This is a genomic window from Hydrogenophaga sp. GW101-3F08 (assembly GCF_059424585.1).
Genome location: NZ_JBWKZP010000002.1, coordinates 597,390 through 616,218, shown reverse-complemented (window position 1 = coordinate 616,218; position 18,829 = coordinate 597,390). Strand labels below are relative to the sequence as shown.

Sequence of the window (18,829 nt, the reverse complement as noted above, 5' to 3'; positions counted from 1 at the left end):
CGGTCAGCGCCCGCTGCCCGCCTGAACCGAAGGATTCAGGGGGGTCAGTGCCTGCCCGGTGCCCAGATAGGCGATCAGGTTGTCGGCCGCCAGATTCGCCATCGCCAGACGGGTGGGCAAGGTGGCGCTGGCGATGTGCGGCGTGAGCACCACGTTGGGCACGGTCAACAGGTCCGGGTGCACCCGGGGTTCCCCCTCGAACACGTCCAGCCCCGCAGCGGCGATGCGCTTCTCGCGCAGCGCCACGGCCAGCGCCGCGTCGTCCACGATGCCGCCGCGCGCGATGTTGATCAGTGTGGCCGTGGGCTTCATCTGCGCGAGCTCGGCCGCACCGATGGTGTGGTGCGATTCGGCGCTGTAGGGCACGACGAGCACCAGGTGGTCGGCCTGTTGCAGCAGCTCGGCCTTGCTGACGTAGCGCGCCCGGCAGGCGGCTTCGCTCTCGGCGTCGAGCCGCGAGCGGTTGTGGTAGATCACGTTCATGCCAAAGCCGTGCGCGCCGCGCCGGGCGATGCCTTGGCCAATGCGCCCCATGCCCAGGATGCCCAGCGTGCTGCCGTGCACCTCGGCACCGGCAAACATGTCCAGCGCCCAGCGGTTCCACTGACCGGCGCGCAGGAAATGCTCGCTCTCGCTGATGCGCCGCGCCGTGGCCATGAGCAATGCAAAACCGAAGTCGGCGGTGGTCTCGGTCAACACGTCGGGTGTGTTGGTCGCGAGCACGCCGGCGGCCGTCATGGCCGGCACGTCAAAATTGTTGTAGCCCACCGCGATGTTGGCCACGACACGCAGTTGCGGGCAGGCCGCCAGCAGCGCCGCGTCGATCCGCTCGCTGCCCGTGGTCATCACCCCCACCTTGCCCTGCAGCCGCTCGATCAGCTGCGCGGGCGTGAAGGGCGCGTCCAGCTCGTTGGTCTCGACCTCGAAATGCTCACGCAGGCGCGCCACCACCTCGGGAAACACGGCACGTGCGATCAGGATGGCGGGGCGTTGGGTCAAGGCATGACTCCGGTTTAAACGATTGACCCGCGCTCATCCGGAGCGCGAGGACCCACCCAGCACACGCCGAAGACCCGGCTCCGCCGGTCCAAGGGCGTGGTCCCCCTGGGGGGAAGCCGCGAAGCGGCGCAGGGGGGAAGCCTTATACCGCCAGGAGATCCACTTCGAACAGCAGCGTGGCGTTGGGCGGAATCACCCCGCCCGCACCGCGCGCGCCGTAGCCCAGCGCGGCCGGGATGACCAGGCGGCGCGTGCCGCCCACGGCCATGCCTTGCACGCCCTCGTCCCAGCCCTTGATGACGTGGCCGGCACCGAGCGGGAATTCGAAGGGCTGGCCGCGGTCCTTGCTGGAGTCGAACTTGGCGCCTTGCACGCCGTCGTTGAACAGCCAGCCGGTGTAGTGCACCTGCACCGGGCGACCGGCCTGGGCGACTTCGCCGCCGCCGACCACGGTGTCTTCGTATTGCAGGCCGCTGGGGGTGGTGATCATGAAATGTCCTTGGATGGTATTAAATAGGAAGGGGCGATTATTCCAGCCCCGGCGCAAAGCCCGCACGTCGCACCATTGGCAACACGGATTTACACAAGCTTTTCATCGACCATGGCAAGCGTTAACGCGCGCCGGGTGTACTGCAGACTCCCAACCAACACAGGTGTCAGGAGACTAGACATGAACCCCAATCCCACCCCCCTCACCCGCCGCATGGCGCTGGGCGCCATCGCCGGCACGGCCTTGCTGGCGGCGCTGCCCGCCATGGCCCAGGGCCAGCTGGCCGATGTGCGCATCATCAACCGCGACAGCGGTGAAATCCTGCCGCTCTACCGCCACCGGGGCGAGTTCTGGGTGGCGGGTGAACCGGGCGCGCGCTACGCGGTGGAGCTGTACAACCCCACCCGCGGACGGCTGCTCAACGTGGTGTCGGTCGATGGGGTGAACGTCATCACCGGCGAAACCGCGGACTTCGACCAGCCCGGCTACGTGCTCGCGCCGGGGCAGCGCTACGACGTGAGCGGCTGGCGCAAGAGCCGCCGCGAGATCGCGGCCTTCGAATTCACCCGCTTGTCGCGCTCCTACGCCGCGCGCACCGGCCGCCCGGACGATGTCGGCGTGATCGGCGTGGCGGTGTTCCGCGAACGCAGGTTCTACCGCGCGCCCGAGCCGGAGATCCGTCCCTACGAGCGCAGCGCGCCGGTGCCGGGGACGGATTCCGGCCCCGCGTTCCAGGAGAAGTCGCAACGCTGGAGCGAGCCGTCGGCCGCCGGTCCCCAATTGGGCACCGGCCACGGCGATCGGGAACGCGACCCGGTGGGCCGCACCGATTTCGAGCGACGCAGCTCGCGGCCCGATGAGATCGTGCGCATCCGCTACGACAGCCGCGCCAACCTCATGGCCATGGGCATCATTCCGACCTACCATCGCCCGCCGCGTGAATACCATCCCCGCGCCTTCCCCGGCGAACACCCGGGCTACGTGCCGGACCCGGAGTGACCCCTCCCCTGCGCTTGAAGCAACACCAACCGGGGCCACCGCCGGGCTGGCTTTGCCAGACGGCTGGTGGCGCCCCCCCCTGGGGGGGGGTGACGCGAAGCGGCGCAGGGGGGGCTTTACGCCAGCCAGTGCGTGAAGCTCTCGACCGGTTCGCGCGGCGTGACGAAAGTGTTGACCTTGTCGGCCGGGTCGGCGTAGCCGAGCGACATGCCGCAGACCAGCATCTCGTTCTCGCCCGCGCCGATGTGGGGCAGGATGATCTTCGCGAAACCGTTCCAGGCCGCCTGGGGGCAGGTGTGCAGGCCGTGGCCGCGCGCGGCGACCATGAGGTTCTGCATGAACATGCCGTAGTCCACCAGCGAGCCACGGCCCATCACGCGGTCGAGCGTGAACATGAGCCCCACGGGCGCGTCGAAGAAACGGAAGTTGCGCTGGTGCTGCGCGTGCATCTTGTCCTTGTCGCCCTTGGTGATGCCGAGCAGGCCGTAGAGCCCCCAGCCGTTTTCACGCCGGCGGTCGATATAGGGGCTGACCCACTTCTCCGGGTAGTAGTCGTATTCCTCCCGGTACTCGGACGCCAGCGACGGATCGGCACGCAGGGCGTCGTGCGCGGCACAACATTTCTCCACCAGCGTGTCGCGGCTCGCACCCTGGAGCACGTAGACCCTCCAGGGCTGGGTGTTGGTGCCCGACGGTGCACGACTGGCCACGCGCAACAGGTGCTCGATGGTCTCGCGCGGCACCGGTTGGGGCAGGAAGGCGCGGACCGACATGCGGCTGGTGATGGCGGTGTCCACGCTGGCGGCGTCGATGGGCGCCGTGGGGGCCGAAGACGGGGGATTGAGGGTCATGCGTGATCTCCGTTTTATTGACGTTTACGTAAACGTCAATTATGTCAAGAACCCCGGCAAGGCGCTGCCGCTGTCACAGGATCGACTCCAGCGCCGACTTGAGCGCGGCCGGCAAGGGCACGGGGCGGCGTGTTTCGCGGTCCACGTACACGTGGACGAAGTGGCCGCAGGCGGCGGCGGAGTCGCTGTCCTGCGCAAAAAGACCCACCTCGTAGCGCACGCTGGAGCTGCCCAGGTGGGCCACGCGCAGGCCGGCCTCCACGGCTTGCGGGAACGCCAGCGGCGCGAAGTAATTGCACTGGGTCTCCACCACGAGACCAATGACCTCACCACCGTGAATGTCCAGCGCACCCCGCTCGATCAGCCAGGCGTTCACGGCGGTGTCGAACCAGCTGTAGTAGACGACGTTGTTGACGTGTCCGTAGATGTCGTTGTCGCTCCAGCGCGTGCCGATGGTGCGGAAGACGCGGTAGTGGTCCCGGGCCTTGGCCTGGGGGCGCGCGGCGAGGGTCGCTGGGGCGTTGGTGTTCATGGCGCGGCATTCTGCCAGCGGGGCCCGGCGCCGGCTGTCGCCCAGGTCGCCACAACCGCGGGGGCATCGGGTGCCGCGCGCCGGGCCAGCGCGGCCCAGCGCGCGTGGTAGTCCAGGGCCACGCGGTAGGTGTTCACCTGCGCCTGCACCGTGGCCTCCATGTCGGTGCCGTAGCCGCCGGCCATGGCAAAGGCCAGCGGCAGGCGGCGCTGCCAGGCCCAGTCCATCACGCGGCGATCGCGCGCTTCCAGCCCGTCGAAGCTGAGCTTCAGGCGTCCGAGGCGGTCGCCCTCGTGCGGGTCGGCGCCGGCCAGGTAGATCACCAGACCGGGATCGAAGCGGCGCGCCAACTCGTCGAGCGCACGCTCCAGCGCCTCCATGTACTCGGCATCGCCGCAGCCGTCGGGCAGTTCCACGTCGAGGTCGCTCGGCTCCTTGCGAAAGGGGAAGTTCTTCGCACCGTGCAGCGAGAGCGTGAACACCGAGTCATCGGTGGCGAAGACGCTGGCCGTGCCGTTGCCCTGGTGCACGTCCAGATCGATGATGGCCACGCGCAGCGGGCCCTGGGCGCGGTGACGGCGCGCGTGTTCGGCCTGCATCAGCCGGGCCGCGACGGCGGCGTCGTTGAAGACGCAGAAGCCGCTGCCTTTGTGGGCGTAGGCGTGGTGCGTGCCCCCGGCCAGGTTGGCCGCCAGCCCATCGCCCGCCATCGCATCGCGACAGGCCTGGATGGTTGCACCCACCGAGCGCCGGGCCCGTTCGCACATGGCCGGGCTCCAGGGGAAACCGATTTCGCGCTGCGCACTGGCTTCCAGCGTGCCCTGGCGGATGGCGCCGATATAGCCCGGCGTGTGCACCAGCGCCAGCTCGCCGTCGCTGGCGGGCAGCGCCTGCCCCAGACGCACCTGCGGCCATTCGGCGGCGAGGCGCTCGCGCAAGCGCCCGTACTTGGCCATCGGAAAGCGGTGGCCACTGGGTAGGGGCAGGATGAAGTGGTCGGCGTAGTAAGCGTGCACGGCGGGCGGGACCTCGACAGATGGGCGAACCCATTGTGTCCGCAGCGGGAAACCGGGGTGGATCGCCCGTGTTTTAGAAAACCGCCCCTAGATTGCTGCAGTGCAACAAAAACCACTTGCGCTCGATCGGGTTATCCCTATAATTCGAGTCATGTTGCAGTGCAGCAAAGCGAACGAAAACAACAGCGTACAGACAGCGCGGTGTTCTCGAGCAGCTCTCAACTAAACCTGTAAACCAAACTCAAGGAGTATTCACTATGTTGACCGCTGAACAAATCGTTGCCGCCCAGAAAGCCAACATCGAAACCATTTTCGGCCTGACCCAGAAAGCCTTCGAAGGCGTTGAAAAACTGGTCGAGCTCAATGTGCAGGCCACCAAGGCCGCCCTTTCCGAATCCGCCAACAGCGCCCAAGCCATCCTGAGCGTGAAAGACGCACAGGAACTGCTGACGCTGCAAGCCAGCCTGATGCAGCCCCTGGCCGAAAAGACCGTGGCCTACAGCCGCCACCTGTACGACATCGCTTCGGGCACCGGCGCCGAATTCGGCAAGGCCGCTGAAGCCCAGGCCGCCGACGCACAGAAGAAATTCATGTCCGTCGTGGACAACGCTTCCAAGAACGCTCCCGCCGGTTCCGAAACCGCCGTGGCCGTGATGAAGAGCGCCGTCTCCGCCGCCAACAACGCCATGGAATCGGTGCAGAAGGCTGTCAAGCAAGCCACCGAAATGGCCGAAGCCAACTTCAACACCGTGACTTCGCAAGCCGTCAGCGCCACCAAGGCCGCTGCCAAGAAGCGTTGAACTGACCCGCAATCGTGCCGTTGATCGGGGTCTTGACTTCGGTCAAATCGACCACCATATGGTCACGGCATGATGGCGCCAGACCTCGGAAGGCGGCGCCATTCATCTGGTCCGTTTTTTCTGGTTGTCTCCTCGGGTCCTTTTCGAAATTCGGTTTCATCGGACCCCTTAAGCCCTCGCTGCAAAGTGAGGGCTTTTTTTATGGCCGCCGCAAACACAGCTACTTCAGTTGCGCCAGCTGTGCCTTCAGCCGTGGCATGGCTGCACGCATGGCCACCCGCCCCGCCTCGATGGAGCGCTGGCGGGCCGCGAAGTCGGCGCTGCCCACGCCGGTCAGTGCCGGGCGCAGCAACACGTCGGCCCCCGCGAGCTCGTACTTGTTGATGGTCTGCCCCATGATGGCAAAGGTCTGCAACAGCACCTGCAGGCTGCCGTTGGGGTGGTTCCCCTCGGGCACGTTGGAAATGTCCACCGCCAACACCACCTCGGCCCCCATGGCGCGCGCCTGACTCACCGGCACGGGCGCCACCAGCCCACCGTCCACATAGTCGCGGCCCGTGATGCTCACGGGGTTGAAGACACCCGGCACCGCGCTCGACGCCCGCACCGCCTGGGCAGCATCGCCACGCCGGAACAGCACGCCCTGCCCGGTTCCCAGATCGGTGGCCAGAATGCCAAGGGGCAGTGCCATGTCTTCGATCCGGCGCCCATCGACGGCCTGGCGCACATAGCGCGCCAGCGCCTCGCCGCGCAGCATGCCGCGGCTGAACAAGGGCATGGTCCAGTCGGTCAGCGCGGCCTCCTCCATGGTGAGCGCGGCGCGTTCGAGCTCGGCGGCGCTCTTGCCGCTGGCGTAGAGCGCCGCGACCAGGCTGCCCGCGGAGGTGCCGACCACCAGATCCGGCCGGATGCCGTTTTGCTCCAGCACCTGAATCACCCCGACATGGGCGAAACCCCGCGCTGCGCCGCCACCCAGCGCCAGACCCAGGCGGGGCGGCCGGCGCGCGGGCGCTACGTCCGGGGGCACCGTGACCTCGGGCCCTGGAGGCGGCTTGGGCGTACCCATGGGCAGGATGGAGCAGCCAGCGAGCACCGCCAGTGCCAGGACATTGACCCAGGTCAACAGGAACTTATTAAGAAGCATTCGTGTTTGTGTTAGCATCTTTTACAGTTTAAACCTGCCTGCGTTACTGGATGTTTCCAGCCATGCGCGGGATTCCTTGCCATCCTGAAAGCCCCACCCATGCGAAACACCGTCAAGCTTCCCGTCGTTCTGGCCACCGCGGCCTGTGCCCTGGCCATCCAGAGCCAGGCACTGGCCCAGGACAAGGTGCTCAATCTGTACTCCGCCCGTCACTACCAGACCGACGAGGTGATGTACGACACGTTCACCAGGACCACGGGCATCAAGATCAACCGGGTGGACGCGGACGACGCGGGCATTGTGGCGCGCCTGCGCGCCGAGGGCGCCGCCTCGCCCGCCGATGTGATCATGCTGGTGGACGCGGCCCGCATGGCCAGCGCCGACAGCCAAGGCCTGTTCCAGCCGATCAAGTCGGCCAAACTGGACGCTGCCATTCCCGCCAACCTGCGTGCGGACGCAACGAAGGATGGCGTGACCTGGACCGGCTTCTCCACCCGCGCCCGCGTGATCGTGTACGACCCGCTGCGTGTCAAGGCCGACGACGTGGCCACCTACGAACAACTGGCCGACCCTAAGCTCAAGGGCCTGGTCTGCACCCGCTCGGGCTCGCATCCTTACAACATGTCGTTGTTCTCCACCGTGGTCGAGCGCCTGGGCGATGCCAAGGGTGAAGCCTGGCTCAAGGGCGTGGTGGACAACATGGCACGCGCACCCAAGGGCGGTGATACCGATCAGGTCAAGGCCGTGGCCTCCGGCGAATGCGGTGTGGCACTGACCAACACCTACTACGTGGCCCGCCTGATCAAGTCCAGCAAACCCGAAGACCGCGCGGTGATGGAAAAAGTGCGCGTGGTGTTCCCCAACCAGGGCACCAGCGGCACCCACGTGAACATCGCCGGCGCGGCCGTGGCCAAACACGCCAAGAACAAGGACAACGCCATCGCCTTCATGGAGTTCCTGTCCAGCCCCTTCGCACAGGACTACTTCGCCAACGGCAACAACGAGTTCCCGGCCGCCAAGGGTCTGAAGGTGGACAACCCGGCCATCAAGGCCATGGGCGGCGACAACTTCAAGGCCGAGCAGATTCCGCTGGGCGTTGTGGCGAAGAACATGACCAAGGTGCAGCAGATGCTGGACCGCGTGGGCTATAAGTAAGTACCCCCCTGCGCCGCTTCGCGGCTTCCCCCCGAAGGGGGACAACGCGAGTGGCCCGGCGAAGCCGGTTCCACCGCGTTCCCGGTTCAAAGCCAAAGGCCCGCTGTGCGGGCCTTTGGCTTTTTAGAACACTTGCGGTACGTAGATCTCGCCCGGCACTTGGTGGCGGCGGTAGTCTTCGTGACGCATGCGTTCGGGCAGTTCAATGCCCGGGCGTTCGATCTCGTGGTACGGCATCTGTGACAGCAGGTGGTGGATGCAGTTGAGGCGGGCCTTTTTCTTGTCGTCGGCCGGCACCACCCACCAGGGCGACTCGGGGATATGGGTGCGCTCCAGCATCACTTCCTTGGCCTTTGTGTAGAGCTCCCAGCGGCGGCGGCTCTCCAGGTCCATGGGGCTGAGCTTCCATTGCTTGAGCGGGTCGTGGATGCGGCCGAGAAAGCGCAGTTCCTGTTCGGCGTCGGACACAGAAAACCAGTACTTGATGAGCTGGATGCCCGAGCGCGCGATCATCTTCTCGAACTCGGGCACGTCGCGGAAGAAGGCCTCGTACTGCTCCTCGGTGCAGAAGCCCATCACCTTTTCCACGCCGGCGCGGTTGTACCAGCTGCGGTCGAACAGCACGATCTCGCCGCCCGCCGGCAGGTGCGGCACGTAGCGCTGGAAGTACCACTGCGTGCGCTCGCGGTCGTTGGGCGCTGGCAGCGCGACCACGCGGCACACACGCGGGTTCAGGCGCTGGGTGATGCGTTTGATCACCCCGCCCTTGCCGGCCGCGTCGCGCCCCTCGAACACGATCACCACCTTGTGCCCGGTGGCCTGCACCCAGTCCTGCAGCTTCACCAGTTCGGCCTGCAGGCGGAACAGTTCGCGGAAATACGTGCGCCGACTCTCTTTCTGCTGCCGCAGCGCTTCGGGGTCCAGCGCACCGCCGAGCGCGTCCACGTGGCGGTCTTCGATCTCCATCTCCAGCTCTTCGTCGTAGCCGTCCATGAGGTCGTTGTGGATTCGGGCGAGCAACTCGTCGTGGCTGTCAAACATGGGCGGCTCCGTGCGCGGGTCAATGGTGATCGCAGGCTACCGCCCCTGTGTGACAGGTTGGTGAAAACCGGGTGCCAAACCGGTGACAGTTCCAGCAACGCCACCTGGGCTGCGGTCGACGTCCACGGCACAACGACCCTGCGGGCTTTCAGCAGAGCAGTTGTTTGCGCGCCCGGTGCAGGCGCACGAACAGGCTGTCCTGGCTGATCGCCAGACGCTCGCACACCACCTCGGTGTCGTCGTCGTGCAGCACGCGCCAGCGCATCACATCGCGCAAACCCTGGGGCAGGTCTTCGATGCGCGCCAGGGTCTGGGCCAGGCGCTCGCGGTGCTCGGCCAGTTCGTCCGGACGGGCGGCGTCGCATTCGAATGACACGGCATCGTCGTCTTCGGCGTCCATCTCCTGGTAGCGGGCGCGGTCCCGGATCAGATCGACCAGCTTGTTCTTCAGGATGCCGGTGAGCCAGCTGCGCAGCGCGCTGCGGCCGGAAAACGCGGCGCATCCGGACATCACCGCCTCGAACACGTCGTGGACCAAGTCTTCGGCCAGCATCGGGTCGTGGAGCTTGCGCTGGGCAAAGCGGATCAGATAGCTCCGGTGGCTCACCATCTCCGTCCAGCAGACGGTGCCCAGGTTGGGCGTTGGCAAGGCAGACAAGTGGGAGGTGTTCATGGCGGGCTCCAGGTCGGGTTCGGTGCCTCCAATGTGGTCAGCCCAGATCACAGCCCGCTATCGAAAGATCACATTTCGATAACAATCGCGTAAGAAATCGCTCACGCAGCGGACCCACTCCCATGAACGCCATGAAGCAGATCCTGATCGCCGAGGACCAGACCGACATCCGGGACCTGCTGGCCCTGAACCTGCGCGGTGCCGGCTATGGCGTGAGCGAAACCCGCGACGGACCGTCGGCGCTGGCGCTGCAGACCACGGCGGGACACGACCTGCTGGTGCTCGATCTGATGATGCCGGGCCTGGACGGGCTGGAGGTGTGCAAGACCTTGCGCGCCCGTGGCGACCACACCCCCATCCTGATGCTCACCGCAAAATCCACCGAGCTCGATCGGGTGCTGGGCCTGGAGCTCGGGGCCGACGACTACCTCACCAAGCCCTTCTCCATCGCCGAATTGCTGGCGCGCGTGAAGGCGCTGTTGCGCCGCTCGGAGTTGCTGCGCGCGGCGCAGGCGGCCCAGAGCCAGGCCGCGGACACCAGCGCCTGGTTGGTCAACGGCGAGCTGGAGATCCAACAGGTCAAGCGCGTGGCCCGAGTGCGCGGCATGGCGCTCGATTTCACGGCGCTCGAATTCGACCTCCTGCTGCATTTCGCCCAGCACCCCGGCCACGTGTTTTCACGCGGGCAACTGCTCAACGCCGTCTGGGGCTACACGCACGACGGCTATGAACACACGGTGACCACCCACATCAACCGCTTGCGCGCGAAGCTGGAGGCCGACCCGCTGCGCCCGGAGTTCATCCTCACCGTGCGGGGTGCCGGCTACAAGATGCGCGAGCGCCCTGGCACTGAACCATGAAGGTTCGCCTCAAGATCGCCCTCACGATCTTCCTCACCGGTCTGTTCACCGCGCTGGGCGTGGTGGTCGCCATCGTGCTGGCCTATGAGCGTTTTGAACACGAGTCGGCCTACTACCGGGCCGACGCTTTCCTGAAACGCGTGGTCCTGCAGCACAACGACCTGCTGGGGATGCGGTCGCGTTTTGGCGAAGACTTCGACGACTTCCTGTCCAACCTGGTGCTCTACGAGCCCGACACCCAGCTCTACCTGCTGGACACGCAGGGCACCGTGCTCAGCTCCACCGGAAAGGCCCAACTCGCGCCGGGTTTCAAGGTGCGCATCGGGCCGGTCCTGGAGGCCGCTGGCGACACGCCCATGCCCTATGTGCTGGGCGACGACCCCGAGCACATGGACAAGCGCGTGGTCATCGCGGCGCGCCCTTTGCGGTTCGCCGCCATACAGCCCAACCGGCCCGTCGACGGCTACCTGTATCTGGTCTCGCGCCCCCGCGCTTTCGGCGAGGGGCGCATGGCGGCCCTGCGCAGCACGCTGTCCCAGCCCGCCTTGCTGATGGTGCTCGCGGTGGTGGCCTTCGCCACCCTGCTTGCCACCTGGGCCACCGCCACCATCACGCGCCCGCTGTCGCGACTCACCCAATCGGTCGGCCGGGTCACGCAGGAAGGCCTCGAAGGTATGGCCTCGAGCGACCCGGACGGGCCGGGTCCATCGCTCGACCTGCCCGATGCCCATGGCAACGATGAATTCGGCCAGCTCGCGGGCGGCATCGACGCCATGCTCCAGACCCTGCGGCGGCAGTGGAGCACGCTGCGGCGCCTGGACCACTTCCGCCGCGAGGGCGTGAGCAACCTCTCGCACGATCTGCGCTCGCCGCTGACCGCCACCACCGCCTGCCTCGAAACCCTCGACGCCCGCTGGACCGGCGACGCCACCCGCGACGAAGACCGCCGGCTGGTCGCGGTGGCCTTGCGCAACACGCACAACGCGACCCGCCTCGTCCAAAGCCTGGGGGATCTGGCGCGCCTGGACGAACCGGCTTTCAAGCTCAACGCCGAGGTGCTGGACCTGGGCGAGCTGCTGGACGACGTGGTCATGCGTTTTGCCGAGCGGGCGCGCCTTCAGGGCATTCGCCTGCAGATGGCCGAGCGCCCCGGCGCCCCACAACGCCCCGCGCTGGCCGCGGTGGACATCGAATTGTTCGAACGCGCGGTGGCCAACCTGGTGGACAACGCGCTCAAGTTCTCGGGCAGCGGCAGCGTGATCCAGCTGAGCGCCGACCACCGCACCAGCACACACGGCGAGGTGGTCACGGTGCGGGTGAACGACAACGGGTCGGGCATTCCGGCCCAGGAGATCCCCCGCCTGTTCGACCGCTTCTACCAGAGCCGATCCAGCGTGGCGCCCGCCACCGGCGAAGGCGGCAAAGGTCTGGGCCTGGCGATCGTGAAACGCATCGTCGATCTGCACGGCGGCTGGCTGCAGGTGTCCAGCGAACCGGGCCGGGGCACCGACATCACCCTCGAACTCCCGGCCGCCTGAAACCGGTCGTTCATGTGGGTGATAATTGACGTTTACGTCAACGTCAACTCACCATCCGAGGAGCACACCCATGGACATTCAAGGCAAGGTATTCATCGTCACCGGCGGCGCGTCCGGTCTGGGCGAAGGCACGGCGCGCATGCTGGCGGCCAATGGCGGCACGGTCGTCATCGCCGACATGCAGGCCGAAAAAGGCGAAGCGGTCGCCAAGGAGATCGGTGGCGCCTTCGTCAAATGCGACGTGAGCAGCGAGGCCGACGGCCAGGCCGTGGTGGCCAAGGCTGTGTCGCTGGGCAAGCTCATGGGCCTGGTCAACTGCGCCGGCATCGCGCCGGCCGAGAAGACCGTGGGCAAGAACGGCGCGCACTCGCTGGCCGTCTACACCAAGACCATCATGGTCAACCTGGTCGGCAGCTTCAACATGATCCGCCTGGCCTCGGAAGCCATGTGCAAGAACGAGCCCGAGGCCACCGGCGAGCGCGGCGTGATGATCAGCACCGCCAGCGTCGCGGCCTACGACGGCCAGATCGGCCAAGCGGCCTACGCGGCCTCCAAGGGCGGCGTGGTCGGCATGACGCTGCCGATCGCGCGCGACCTGGCGCGCAACGGCATCCGCAACATGACCATCGCCCCCGGCATCTTCGGCACGCCCATGCTGTTCGGCATGCCCCAGGAAGTGCAGGACGCGCTGGCCGCCAGCGTGCCCTTCCCCAGCCGCCTGGGCACACCACAGGACTACGCCAAGCTGGCCAAACACATCATCGAAAACGACATGCTCAACGGCGAGGTGATCCGCCTGGACGGCGCGATCCGCCTGGCGCCGCGCTAAGACGGAACACCCCCGCCGCGCTTCGCGCGCCCCCCTCAAGGGGGCGATGCGTGTGGCCCGGCAGAGCCGGTTCCACCGCATCCTGGGTGCGGCATCTCGCGCCGGAGGATCCATCCCTGAACGTGTCAGTATCTAAGGGGCTTACCGGTAAGCCGTGCGAGCCTGTTTGAGGTCGATCCGGCCCTGCACCACCTTTTCCAGCGCGTCGTGGCGCAGGCTGCGCATGCCTTCGTTCACCGCCGTCTCGAAGATCTCCGACGGCCGGGCCCGGTTCTGGATCAGCTCTTTGATGGCGTGGCTGTTCTGCAGGATTTCATAGATGCCCACCCGCCCCTTGTAGCCTTTGCCACCGCAGTGTTCGCAGCCCACCGCATGGCGGATCTGGAGCTGCCCCTGCGATTCGGCGCCCGTGGCGGCCAGCAGACGCTCCACGGCCTGCGGACGGCTCAGTTCGCTGCCTTCCATGTACTCCTGCAGCAAGGCCTCCCAGGCTTCTTCGTCCAGCGGGGAGGACTGCGCACAGTGGGTGCACAAGGCACGCACCAGGCGCTGCGCCACGATGCCCAGCAGCGAGTCGGCGAAGTTCATCGGGTCCATGCCCAGATCGAGCAGCCGCACCACGCTCTCGCACGCGTTGTTGGTGTGCAGCGTCGAGAGCACGAGGTGGCCGGTGAGCGAGGCTTCGATCGCGATCTTGGCGGTTTCGCTGTCGCGGATTTCACCGATCATGATGATGTCCGGATCGGCCCGCAGGAAGCCGCGCATGGCGCTGGCAAAAGTCAGGCCGATCTTGGTGTTCATCTGCACCTGGCGCAGCCCCGGCTGGGTGATCTCGATCGGGTCCTCGGCGGTCCAGATCTTGCGCTCGCTGGTGTTCACCTCCGACAGCATGGAGTGCAGCGTGGTGGTCTTGCCCGAGCCGGTGGGGCCTGCGGCGAGCACCATGCCATAGGTGCGTTGTGAAAACCCGGCGATCAGGTCCAGGTCGCGTGGCTGCAGGCCCAGCCGGGACAGCGGCAGCGGCTTGGCCGATTCGAGCAGGCGCAGCACCACGTCCTCCAGCCCGTCGTGCGTGGGCATCACGGCCACGCGCAGCTCCAGGGCATTGCCGCCGAACTCCGAGAAATCGATCTTGCCGTCCTGCGGGCGCCGCCGCTCGGCAATGTCCAGCCGGGCCATGATCTTGATGCGTGAGACCAATGGTGCCCGCAGTTTGGCGGGCAGCCACACATAGGGTTCCAGATCGCCGTCGCGGCGGAACCGGATCGCCGTGAGCGCGTCGCCCGGGTTGGTTTCTATGTGGATGTCGGACGCATGCGTGCGTTGCGCCTCGGCGATCATCTGGTTGATCAGCCGCACCAGGCCGGCCGACTCGCTGGCCGAAGCGAGCTGCTCGGCCTCGGCCCCACTACCCGCCTCCAGCATGGCCTGCATGACCAGATCCTCGATCATCGACTGATCGCCGGATGTGGCCGCGGGCGGCGTCGGCGCCAGCTTGTGGACCACGTCACCCGCGACCGCGCCATCGATCTGGCCGTGGCTTGCGTGTTCGATGCGGGACTGCAGCTCCAGCCGCCGCGCGATCGCCTCCCGGCTGGCCCAGACCAGGCTGACCGAGTGCCCCGTCAGCGAGCACAGCTCGCGGTGCAGCTCCGGGCTGGTGGGCATGCAGGAGGCGATAAAAAACTGCTCGTCGGCCATGCCCAGCGGGACCACGTGGTGGGCAAAGGCCTGGCGCAGCGGCAGCAGCTCGAAAGCCTTGCGCGGCACGTCGAACCCCAGCACTTCCACCTCCACCACACCCGCGACCCGCGCCAGTGCCCGGTGCAGCTCATCGTCCGTCAACAGCACGCGCTGCACCAGTTCCCCCGCGCGCGAGCGCAGCAAGTTGGGGTCTTCCTCGACGAGGGCCCTGATCGTGGCGGCATCCAGGATGTGCAGTTGCAGCAAGGCCTCGCGCAGGCTCACGATGGGCTGGCTGTGCTGGGCCTGAATCGCCACCATGAGCAAGGGCAGGCTGTGCACATCGGAACGGAACGCCGCACTGGGGGCACCGGGAACCACGAGCGGCGGCGGGGAAAACGACATCCGGACGTCCTTCTTGCTTGGTGTGTGGGGACAAAGGCTCGACTTTAAGCTTCAGAACTTCAGAATAGCGCGAGGCCAATCGTCACCGCTTGACCAGCGGCAATCCATCACGCATCCCTGTGACCGCCCATCCGCCAACTGGACTTGTCATGACCAAACACACACTTTCGCCGCATCGCACGCCCGTCAATGGTTACGGTTTGTTTGCATGGCTGCCCGTTTTGCTCACGGCGCTGCTGCTGACCGCCTGCGGCGCACCACCGGCCGGACGCGGCTGGGCCTACCGCGCGCCAGACCTGCCGGTGCAACCCGAAAGCGCCTCCGGCATCACCGACAAGCCGGGCTGGACCACGCGCCACTTCGCCGTGGCGGCGGCCAACCCGCTGGCCACCGACGCGGGCGCCCAGGTGCTGCGCGCGGGCGGCAGCGCGGTGGACGCCGCGATCGCGGTGCAGATGGTGCTGACGTTGGTGGAACCGCAGTCCAGCGGCATCGGGGGCGGCGCCTTTCTGCTGCACCACGACGGCCGGCGGGTACAGGCCTTCGACGGCCGCGAAACCGCGCCCGCGGCGGTGAACGAGAAGCTGTTCCTGGACACCGATGGCCAACCCCTGCCTTTCGCGCAAGCGGTGGTGGGCGGCCGCTCGGTCGGCGTGCCCGGCGCCGTGGCGATGCTGGCCCAGGCGCACCGGCAACACGGCCGCCTGCCCTGGGCGCGATTGTTCGAGCCCGCCATTGCGCTGGCCGAACAGGGCTTCGCCGTCAGCCCCCGCCTGCACACCCTGCTGCAGGGCGAGACCGCACTGCGGCAGGACCCGGTGGCCGCCGCCTACTTCTACCGCACGGACGGCCAGCCCCACCCGGTGGGCCATGTGCTGCGCAACCCCGAGCTCGCCGCGGTGCTGCGGGCCATCGCGGCGCAGGGACCGCAGGCTTTGTACAGCGGCCCGGTGGCGCGGGCCATCGTGCACAAGGTGCAGGCGCATCCGGCCAACCCCGGCCAGCTGAGCCTGGACGACCTGGCCAGCTACCGGCCGAAAGAACGCGAGGCGCTGTGCCACGAGCACGCGGCGCCGCAGCGCGCGCTGCGCCTGTGCGGCTTTCCGCCGCCCAGCTCGGGCGCGATCGCCATCGGCCAGATCCTGGGCCTGCTGGCGCGCACGCCGCAAGCGACCACCCCGCTGGCCGACGGCCGGCCCGGCCCCGACTGGCTGCACGCCTACGCCGAGGCGTCCCGCCTGGCCTTCGCCGACCGCGCCCAGTACCTGGCCGACCCGGACTTCGTCGCCCCGCCGGCCGGCCGCTGGGGCAGCCTGCTCGACGCCCGCTACCTCGACGAGCGCGCCCGGCTGCTGGGCCCCACGCGTTCGCCACAGGCCCCGGCCGGCCAGCCCGGCGGCGTGCCCAGTGCCTGGGCCGCGATGCCCGAGCAACCCGAGTACGGCACCAGCCACATCAGCATCGTCGATGGCCTGGGCAACGCCCTGGCCATGACCACCACCATCGAAGCGGGCTTTGGCGCGCGGCTGATGGTGAGCACCGACCCCACGCGCCCCGGCGGCTTCCTGCTCAACAACCAGCTCACCGATTTCAGCTTCACACCCGCCGACGCGCAGGGCCGGCCGGTGGCCAACCGCGTCGAGCCCGGCAAACGACCGCGTTCGTCCATGTCGCCCACCCTGGTGTTTGATCGAGACAGTGGCCAGTTGCTCATGAGCGCGGGCAGCCCCGGCGGCGCGTTGATCATCCACTTCACCGCCAAGACGCTGCTGGGCGTGCTGCACTGGGGCCTGCTGCCGCAGGCCGCCATCGACCTGCCCAATTTCGGCACGCTGGGCGGCCCGCTGATGCTGGAAGCCGGGCGCTTCCCCGCCACCACGGTGCAGGCGCTGCAGCAGCGCGGTCACACGGTCAGCGAAACCCCCATGCCCAGCGGCCTGCAGGCCATCGTGCGTGGCCAGGCACACGGCGAGCCGGTGTGGTTCGGCGGCGCCGACCCGCGGCGCGAGGGGATCGTGGCGGGGGATTGATGCCACTTGTTCGTAACGGCTAAGCGCACGAACGGCCGACGGCGAGCGTGGGCCGGAGAACGGGGGTGACGCCATCGACCTGCGCGAGGTGCAGGTTCGAGGCATCGGCGCGAGGTGCAGGTTCGAAAAAAGTCAGACGTCAATCGCCGCCGCCGACCCAGCCCGCTTGCGCAACTCGAACTTCTGGATCTTCCCGGTGCTCGTCTTGGGCAGTTCACCGAACACCACGAAACGCGGCACCTTGAAACCCGCGAGGTGCTTCCTGCAGTGCGCCACGATCTCTTCGGGTGTGGTGTGCACGCCGAACTTCAGTTCCACGAAGGCACACGGCGTCTCGCCCCACTTCGGGTCCGGCCGCGCCACCACAGCGGCGGCCAACACGTCGGGGTGGCGGTACAGCACATCTTCCACCTCGATGGACGAGATGTTCTCGCCGCCCGAGATGATGATGTCCTTGCTGCGGTCCTTGATCTTGAAATAGCCGTCGGGGTACTGCACCGCCAGGTCGCCGCTGTGGAACCAACCGCCGGCAAACGCCTCCGCCGTCGCTTTGGGGTTCTTCAGGTAGCCCTTCATCACGATGTTGCCCTTGAACATGATCTCGCCCATGGTTTCGCCGTCCTGCGGCACGGGCTTCATGGTCTCGGGGTCGAGCACGCGCACGTCACGCTGCAGGTGGTAACGCACGCCCTGGCGCGCGTTGAGCCGGGCGCGTTCGCCAATGTCCAGCGCATCCCAGGCATCGTGTTTGGCGCAGACCGTGGCCGGTCCGTAGACCTCGGTCAGACCGTACACATGGGTGAGGTCAAAACCCATCTGCTCCATGCCTTCGATCATCGAGGCCGGCGGTGCGGCGCCCGCCACCATGGCCTTGATGCCCGCAGGCACCCCCACCTTCATGGCGGCCGGGGCGTTGACCAACAGACCGTGCACGATGGGCGCGCCGCAATAGTGGGTGACCCCGTGCTCGCGCATGGCGTCAAAAATGGCCGGTGCCTCGACGCGGCGCAGGCAGACGTTGACACCCGCGCGCGCCGCCACCGTCCAGGGGAAACACCAGCCATTGCAGTGGAACATGGGCAGCGTCCAGAGGTAGACCGCGTGTTTGGGCATGTCCCATTCGAGGATGTTGCTGATCGCGTTCGTGGCCGCACCCCGGTGGTGGTAGACCACGCCCTTGGGGTTGCCGGTGGTGCCGCTGGTGTAGTTGAGCGCAATCGCGTCCCACTCGTCGGCTGGCAGGCTCCAGGCGAAGGCCGGGTCGCCGGTATCCAGGAAGGTTTCATAGGTGGTGCTGCCCACCGTCTGCGCCTCCCCGGTGAAGAGGGCGTCTTCCACATCGATCACCAGCAAGGGCGATTTGTGTTGCCGCAGATCCAGCGCCTTGCGCAGGGTGCCGGCGAATTCCGGGTCCACGATCACCGCCTTGGCCTCGCCATGGTCCAGCATGAAGGCAATCGCCTCGGGGTCCAGCCGGGTGTTGAGCGCGTTGAGCACGGCGCCGGCCATGGGCACGCCGAAGTGCGCCTCCACCATCGGCGGCGTGTTGGGCAGCATCACGGCCACCGTGTCGTTCTTGGCGATGCCGGCGCGCAGCAGGGCGCTGGCCAGCTGGCGCGCCCGCGCATAGGTCTGGGCCCAGGTCTGGCGCAGCGCGCCGTGCACGATGGCCAGCCGGTCCGGGTAGACCTCGGCGGTGCGCTCAATGAACGACAACGGCGAGATCGGGGCGAAATTGGCCTCGTTGCGGGGCAGATCCCGGTCGTAGATGCTGGTCATGTGAT

17 protein-coding genes are annotated in these 18,829 nt (G+C 67.3%); 7 read left to right on the top strand and 10 right to left on the bottom strand.

The window, feature by feature from the left end; translation table 11 throughout:
• Window positions 1-3: 3 nt before the first annotated feature.
• Both AC07YZ_RS08510 and AC07YZ_RS08505 read right to left on the bottom strand, forming a co-directional pair.
• Entirely contained in the window at window positions 4-999 is a 996-nt protein-coding gene (locus AC07YZ_RS08510; RefSeq protein WP_226493597.1) for a 2-hydroxyacid dehydrogenase, read from the bottom strand.
• 142 nt (window positions 1,000-1,141) lie between these two features.
• Complete coding sequence (locus AC07YZ_RS08505; protein WP_226493598.1) at window positions 1,142-1,489, bottom strand: FKBP-type peptidyl-prolyl cis-trans isomerase; 348 nt, start codon at window positions 1,487-1,489, stop codon at window positions 1,142-1,144.
• A gap of 180 nt (window positions 1,490-1,669) precedes the next feature.
• Between AC07YZ_RS08505 and AC07YZ_RS08500 the strand changes: the two genes are divergently transcribed.
• Complete coding sequence (locus AC07YZ_RS08500) at window positions 1,670-2,488, top strand: hypothetical protein (RefSeq protein ID WP_494794436.1); 819 nt, start codon at window positions 1,670-1,672, stop codon at window positions 2,486-2,488.
• A 116-nt stretch (window positions 2,489-2,604) separates the two neighbouring features.
• On the opposite strand, the gene AC07YZ_RS08495 is transcribed toward AC07YZ_RS08500, so the two are convergent.
• The 3 genes from AC07YZ_RS08495 to AC07YZ_RS08485 form a co-directional block, all read right to left on the bottom strand.
• Window positions 2,605-3,339: a nitroreductase gene (locus AC07YZ_RS08495; protein ID WP_494794435.1), complete on the bottom strand. Its 735-nt coding sequence runs from the start codon at window positions 3,337-3,339 to the stop codon at window positions 2,605-2,607.
• 73 nt (window positions 3,340-3,412) lie between these two features.
• Window positions 3,413-3,871, bottom strand: a complete 459-nt coding sequence (locus tag AC07YZ_RS08490; protein WP_494794434.1) for an acyl-CoA thioesterase — start codon at window positions 3,869-3,871, stop codon at window positions 3,413-3,415.
• Window positions 3,868-4,887 carry a histone deacetylase family protein gene (locus tag AC07YZ_RS08485; protein WP_494794433.1) on the bottom strand — a complete coding sequence of 340 codons (1,020 nt, stop codon included), beginning with the start codon at window positions 4,885-4,887 and terminating at the stop codon, window positions 3,868-3,870. Before AC07YZ_RS08485 ends, AC07YZ_RS08490 begins: the two co-directional genes overlap by 4 nt.
• Window positions 4,888-5,144: 257 nt before the next feature.
• On the opposite strand from AC07YZ_RS08485, the gene AC07YZ_RS08480 reads away from it, so the two are divergent.
• Window positions 5,145-5,687 (top strand): phasin family protein, encoded by a 543-nt coding sequence (locus AC07YZ_RS08480; RefSeq protein ID WP_226493603.1) that lies wholly within the window; start codon window positions 5,145-5,147, stop codon window positions 5,685-5,687.
• A gap of 220 nt (window positions 5,688-5,907) precedes the next feature.
• Here AC07YZ_RS08480 and AC07YZ_RS08475 read toward each other — a convergent pair whose 3' ends face one another.
• Window positions 5,908-6,831: a patatin-like phospholipase family protein gene (locus AC07YZ_RS08475; RefSeq protein ID WP_494794432.1), complete on the bottom strand. Its 924-nt coding sequence runs from the start codon at window positions 6,829-6,831 to the stop codon at window positions 5,908-5,910.
• A gap of 99 nt (window positions 6,832-6,930) precedes the next feature.
• On the opposite strand from AC07YZ_RS08475, the gene AC07YZ_RS08470 reads away from it, so the two are divergent.
• Window positions 6,931-7,986, top strand: a complete 1,056-nt coding sequence (locus tag AC07YZ_RS08470; RefSeq protein ID WP_226493605.1) for an extracellular solute-binding protein — start codon at window positions 6,931-6,933, stop codon at window positions 7,984-7,986.
• Between the two features lie 123 nt (window positions 7,987-8,109).
• On the opposite strand, the gene ppk2 is transcribed toward AC07YZ_RS08470, so the two are convergent.
• Together ppk2 and AC07YZ_RS08460 are read right to left on the bottom strand one after the other, a co-directional pair.
• Window positions 8,110-9,027, bottom strand: a complete 918-nt coding sequence (ppk2, locus tag AC07YZ_RS08465) for a polyphosphate kinase 2 (protein ID WP_226493606.1) — start codon at window positions 9,025-9,027, stop codon at window positions 8,110-8,112.
• Window positions 9,028-9,175: 148 nt separating this feature from the next.
• Window positions 9,176-9,700, bottom strand: coding sequence for an RNA polymerase sigma factor (locus tag AC07YZ_RS08460; RefSeq protein ID WP_226493607.1), 525 nt, complete (start codon window positions 9,698-9,700; stop codon window positions 9,176-9,178).
• A gap of 122 nt (window positions 9,701-9,822) precedes the next feature.
• Between AC07YZ_RS08460 and AC07YZ_RS08455 the strand changes: the two genes are divergently transcribed.
• The 3 genes from AC07YZ_RS08455 (at window position 9,823) to AC07YZ_RS08445 (ending at window position 12,927) form a co-directional block, all read left to right on the top strand.
• Complete coding sequence (locus AC07YZ_RS08455) at window positions 9,823-10,560, top strand: response regulator transcription factor (protein ID WP_494794431.1); 738 nt, start codon at window positions 9,823-9,825, stop codon at window positions 10,558-10,560.
• Window positions 10,557-12,098, top strand: coding sequence for a sensor histidine kinase (locus tag AC07YZ_RS08450; RefSeq protein ID WP_494794430.1), 1,542 nt, complete (start codon window positions 10,557-10,559; stop codon window positions 12,096-12,098). Before AC07YZ_RS08455 ends, AC07YZ_RS08450 begins: the two co-directional genes overlap by 4 nt.
• 70 nt (window positions 12,099-12,168) lie before the next feature.
• Window positions 12,169-12,927, top strand: coding sequence for a 3-hydroxyacyl-CoA dehydrogenase (locus AC07YZ_RS08445; protein ID WP_494794429.1), 759 nt, complete (start codon window positions 12,169-12,171; stop codon window positions 12,925-12,927).
• A gap of 141 nt (window positions 12,928-13,068) precedes the next feature.
• Here the strand turns inward: AC07YZ_RS08445 and AC07YZ_RS08440 are convergent, their stop codons facing one another.
• Window positions 13,069-15,015: a GspE/PulE family protein gene (locus AC07YZ_RS08440; RefSeq protein ID WP_494794428.1), complete on the bottom strand. Its 1,947-nt coding sequence runs from the start codon at window positions 15,013-15,015 to the stop codon at window positions 13,069-13,071.
• Between the two features lie 149 nt (window positions 15,016-15,164).
• On the opposite strand from AC07YZ_RS08440, the gene AC07YZ_RS08435 reads away from it, so the two are divergent.
• Window positions 15,165-17,045: a gamma-glutamyltransferase family protein gene (locus tag AC07YZ_RS08435; protein WP_494794427.1), complete on the top strand. Its 1,881-nt coding sequence runs from the start codon at window positions 15,165-15,167 to the stop codon at window positions 17,043-17,045.
• A gap of 132 nt (window positions 17,046-17,177) precedes the next feature.
• On the opposite strand, the gene AC07YZ_RS08430 is transcribed toward AC07YZ_RS08435, so the two are convergent.
• Window positions 17,178-18,824: an acyl-CoA synthetase gene (locus tag AC07YZ_RS08430; RefSeq protein ID WP_494794426.1), complete on the bottom strand. Its 1,647-nt coding sequence runs from the start codon at window positions 18,822-18,824 to the stop codon at window positions 17,178-17,180.
• Window positions 18,825-18,829: the final 5 nt, after the last annotated feature.

Bases quoted from the DNA above. Each gene is read 5' to 3' on its own strand.
- AC07YZ_RS08505 (WP_226493598.1), bottom strand. From the start codon at position 1,489: ATGATCACCACCCCCAGCGGCCTGCAATACGAAGACACCGTGGTCGGC.
- AC07YZ_RS08500 (WP_494794436.1), top strand. From the start codon at position 1,670: ATGAACCCCAATCCCACCCCCCTCACCCGCCGCATGGCGCTGGGCGCC.
- AC07YZ_RS08495 (WP_494794435.1), bottom strand. From the start codon at position 3,339: ATGACCCTCAATCCCCCGTCTTCGGCCCCCACGGCGCCCATCGACGCC.
- AC07YZ_RS08490 (WP_494794434.1), bottom strand. From the start codon at position 3,871: ATGAACACCAACGCCCCAGCGACCCTCGCCGCGCGCCCCCAGGCCAAG.
- AC07YZ_RS08480 (WP_226493603.1), top strand. From the start codon at position 5,145: ATGTTGACCGCTGAACAAATCGTTGCCGCCCAGAAAGCCAACATCGAA.
- AC07YZ_RS08475 (WP_494794432.1), bottom strand. From the start codon at position 6,831: ATGCTTCTTAATAAGTTCCTGTTGACCTGGGTCAATGTCCTGGCACTG.
- AC07YZ_RS08470 (WP_226493605.1), top strand. From the start codon at position 6,931: ATGCGAAACACCGTCAAGCTTCCCGTCGTTCTGGCCACCGCGGCCTGT.
- ppk2 (WP_226493606.1), bottom strand. From the start codon at position 9,027: ATGTTTGACAGCCACGACGAGTTGCTCGCCCGAATCCACAACGACCTC.
- AC07YZ_RS08460 (WP_226493607.1), bottom strand. From the start codon at position 9,700: ATGAACACCTCCCACTTGTCTGCCTTGCCAACGCCCAACCTGGGCACC.
- AC07YZ_RS08455 (WP_494794431.1), top strand. From the start codon at position 9,823: ATGAACGCCATGAAGCAGATCCTGATCGCCGAGGACCAGACCGACATC.
- AC07YZ_RS08450 (WP_494794430.1), top strand. From the start codon at position 10,557: ATGAAGGTTCGCCTCAAGATCGCCCTCACGATCTTCCTCACCGGTCTG.
- AC07YZ_RS08445 (WP_494794429.1), top strand. From the start codon at position 12,169: ATGGACATTCAAGGCAAGGTATTCATCGTCACCGGCGGCGCGTCCGGT.
- AC07YZ_RS08440 (WP_494794428.1), bottom strand. From the start codon at position 15,015: ATGTCGTTTTCCCCGCCGCCGCTCGTGGTTCCCGGTGCCCCCAGTGCG.
- AC07YZ_RS08435 (WP_494794427.1), top strand. From the start codon at position 15,165: ATGACCAAACACACACTTTCGCCGCATCGCACGCCCGTCAATGGTTAC.
- AC07YZ_RS08430 (WP_494794426.1), bottom strand. From the start codon at position 18,824: ATGACCAGCATCTACGACCGGGATCTGCCCCGCAACGAGGCCAATTTC.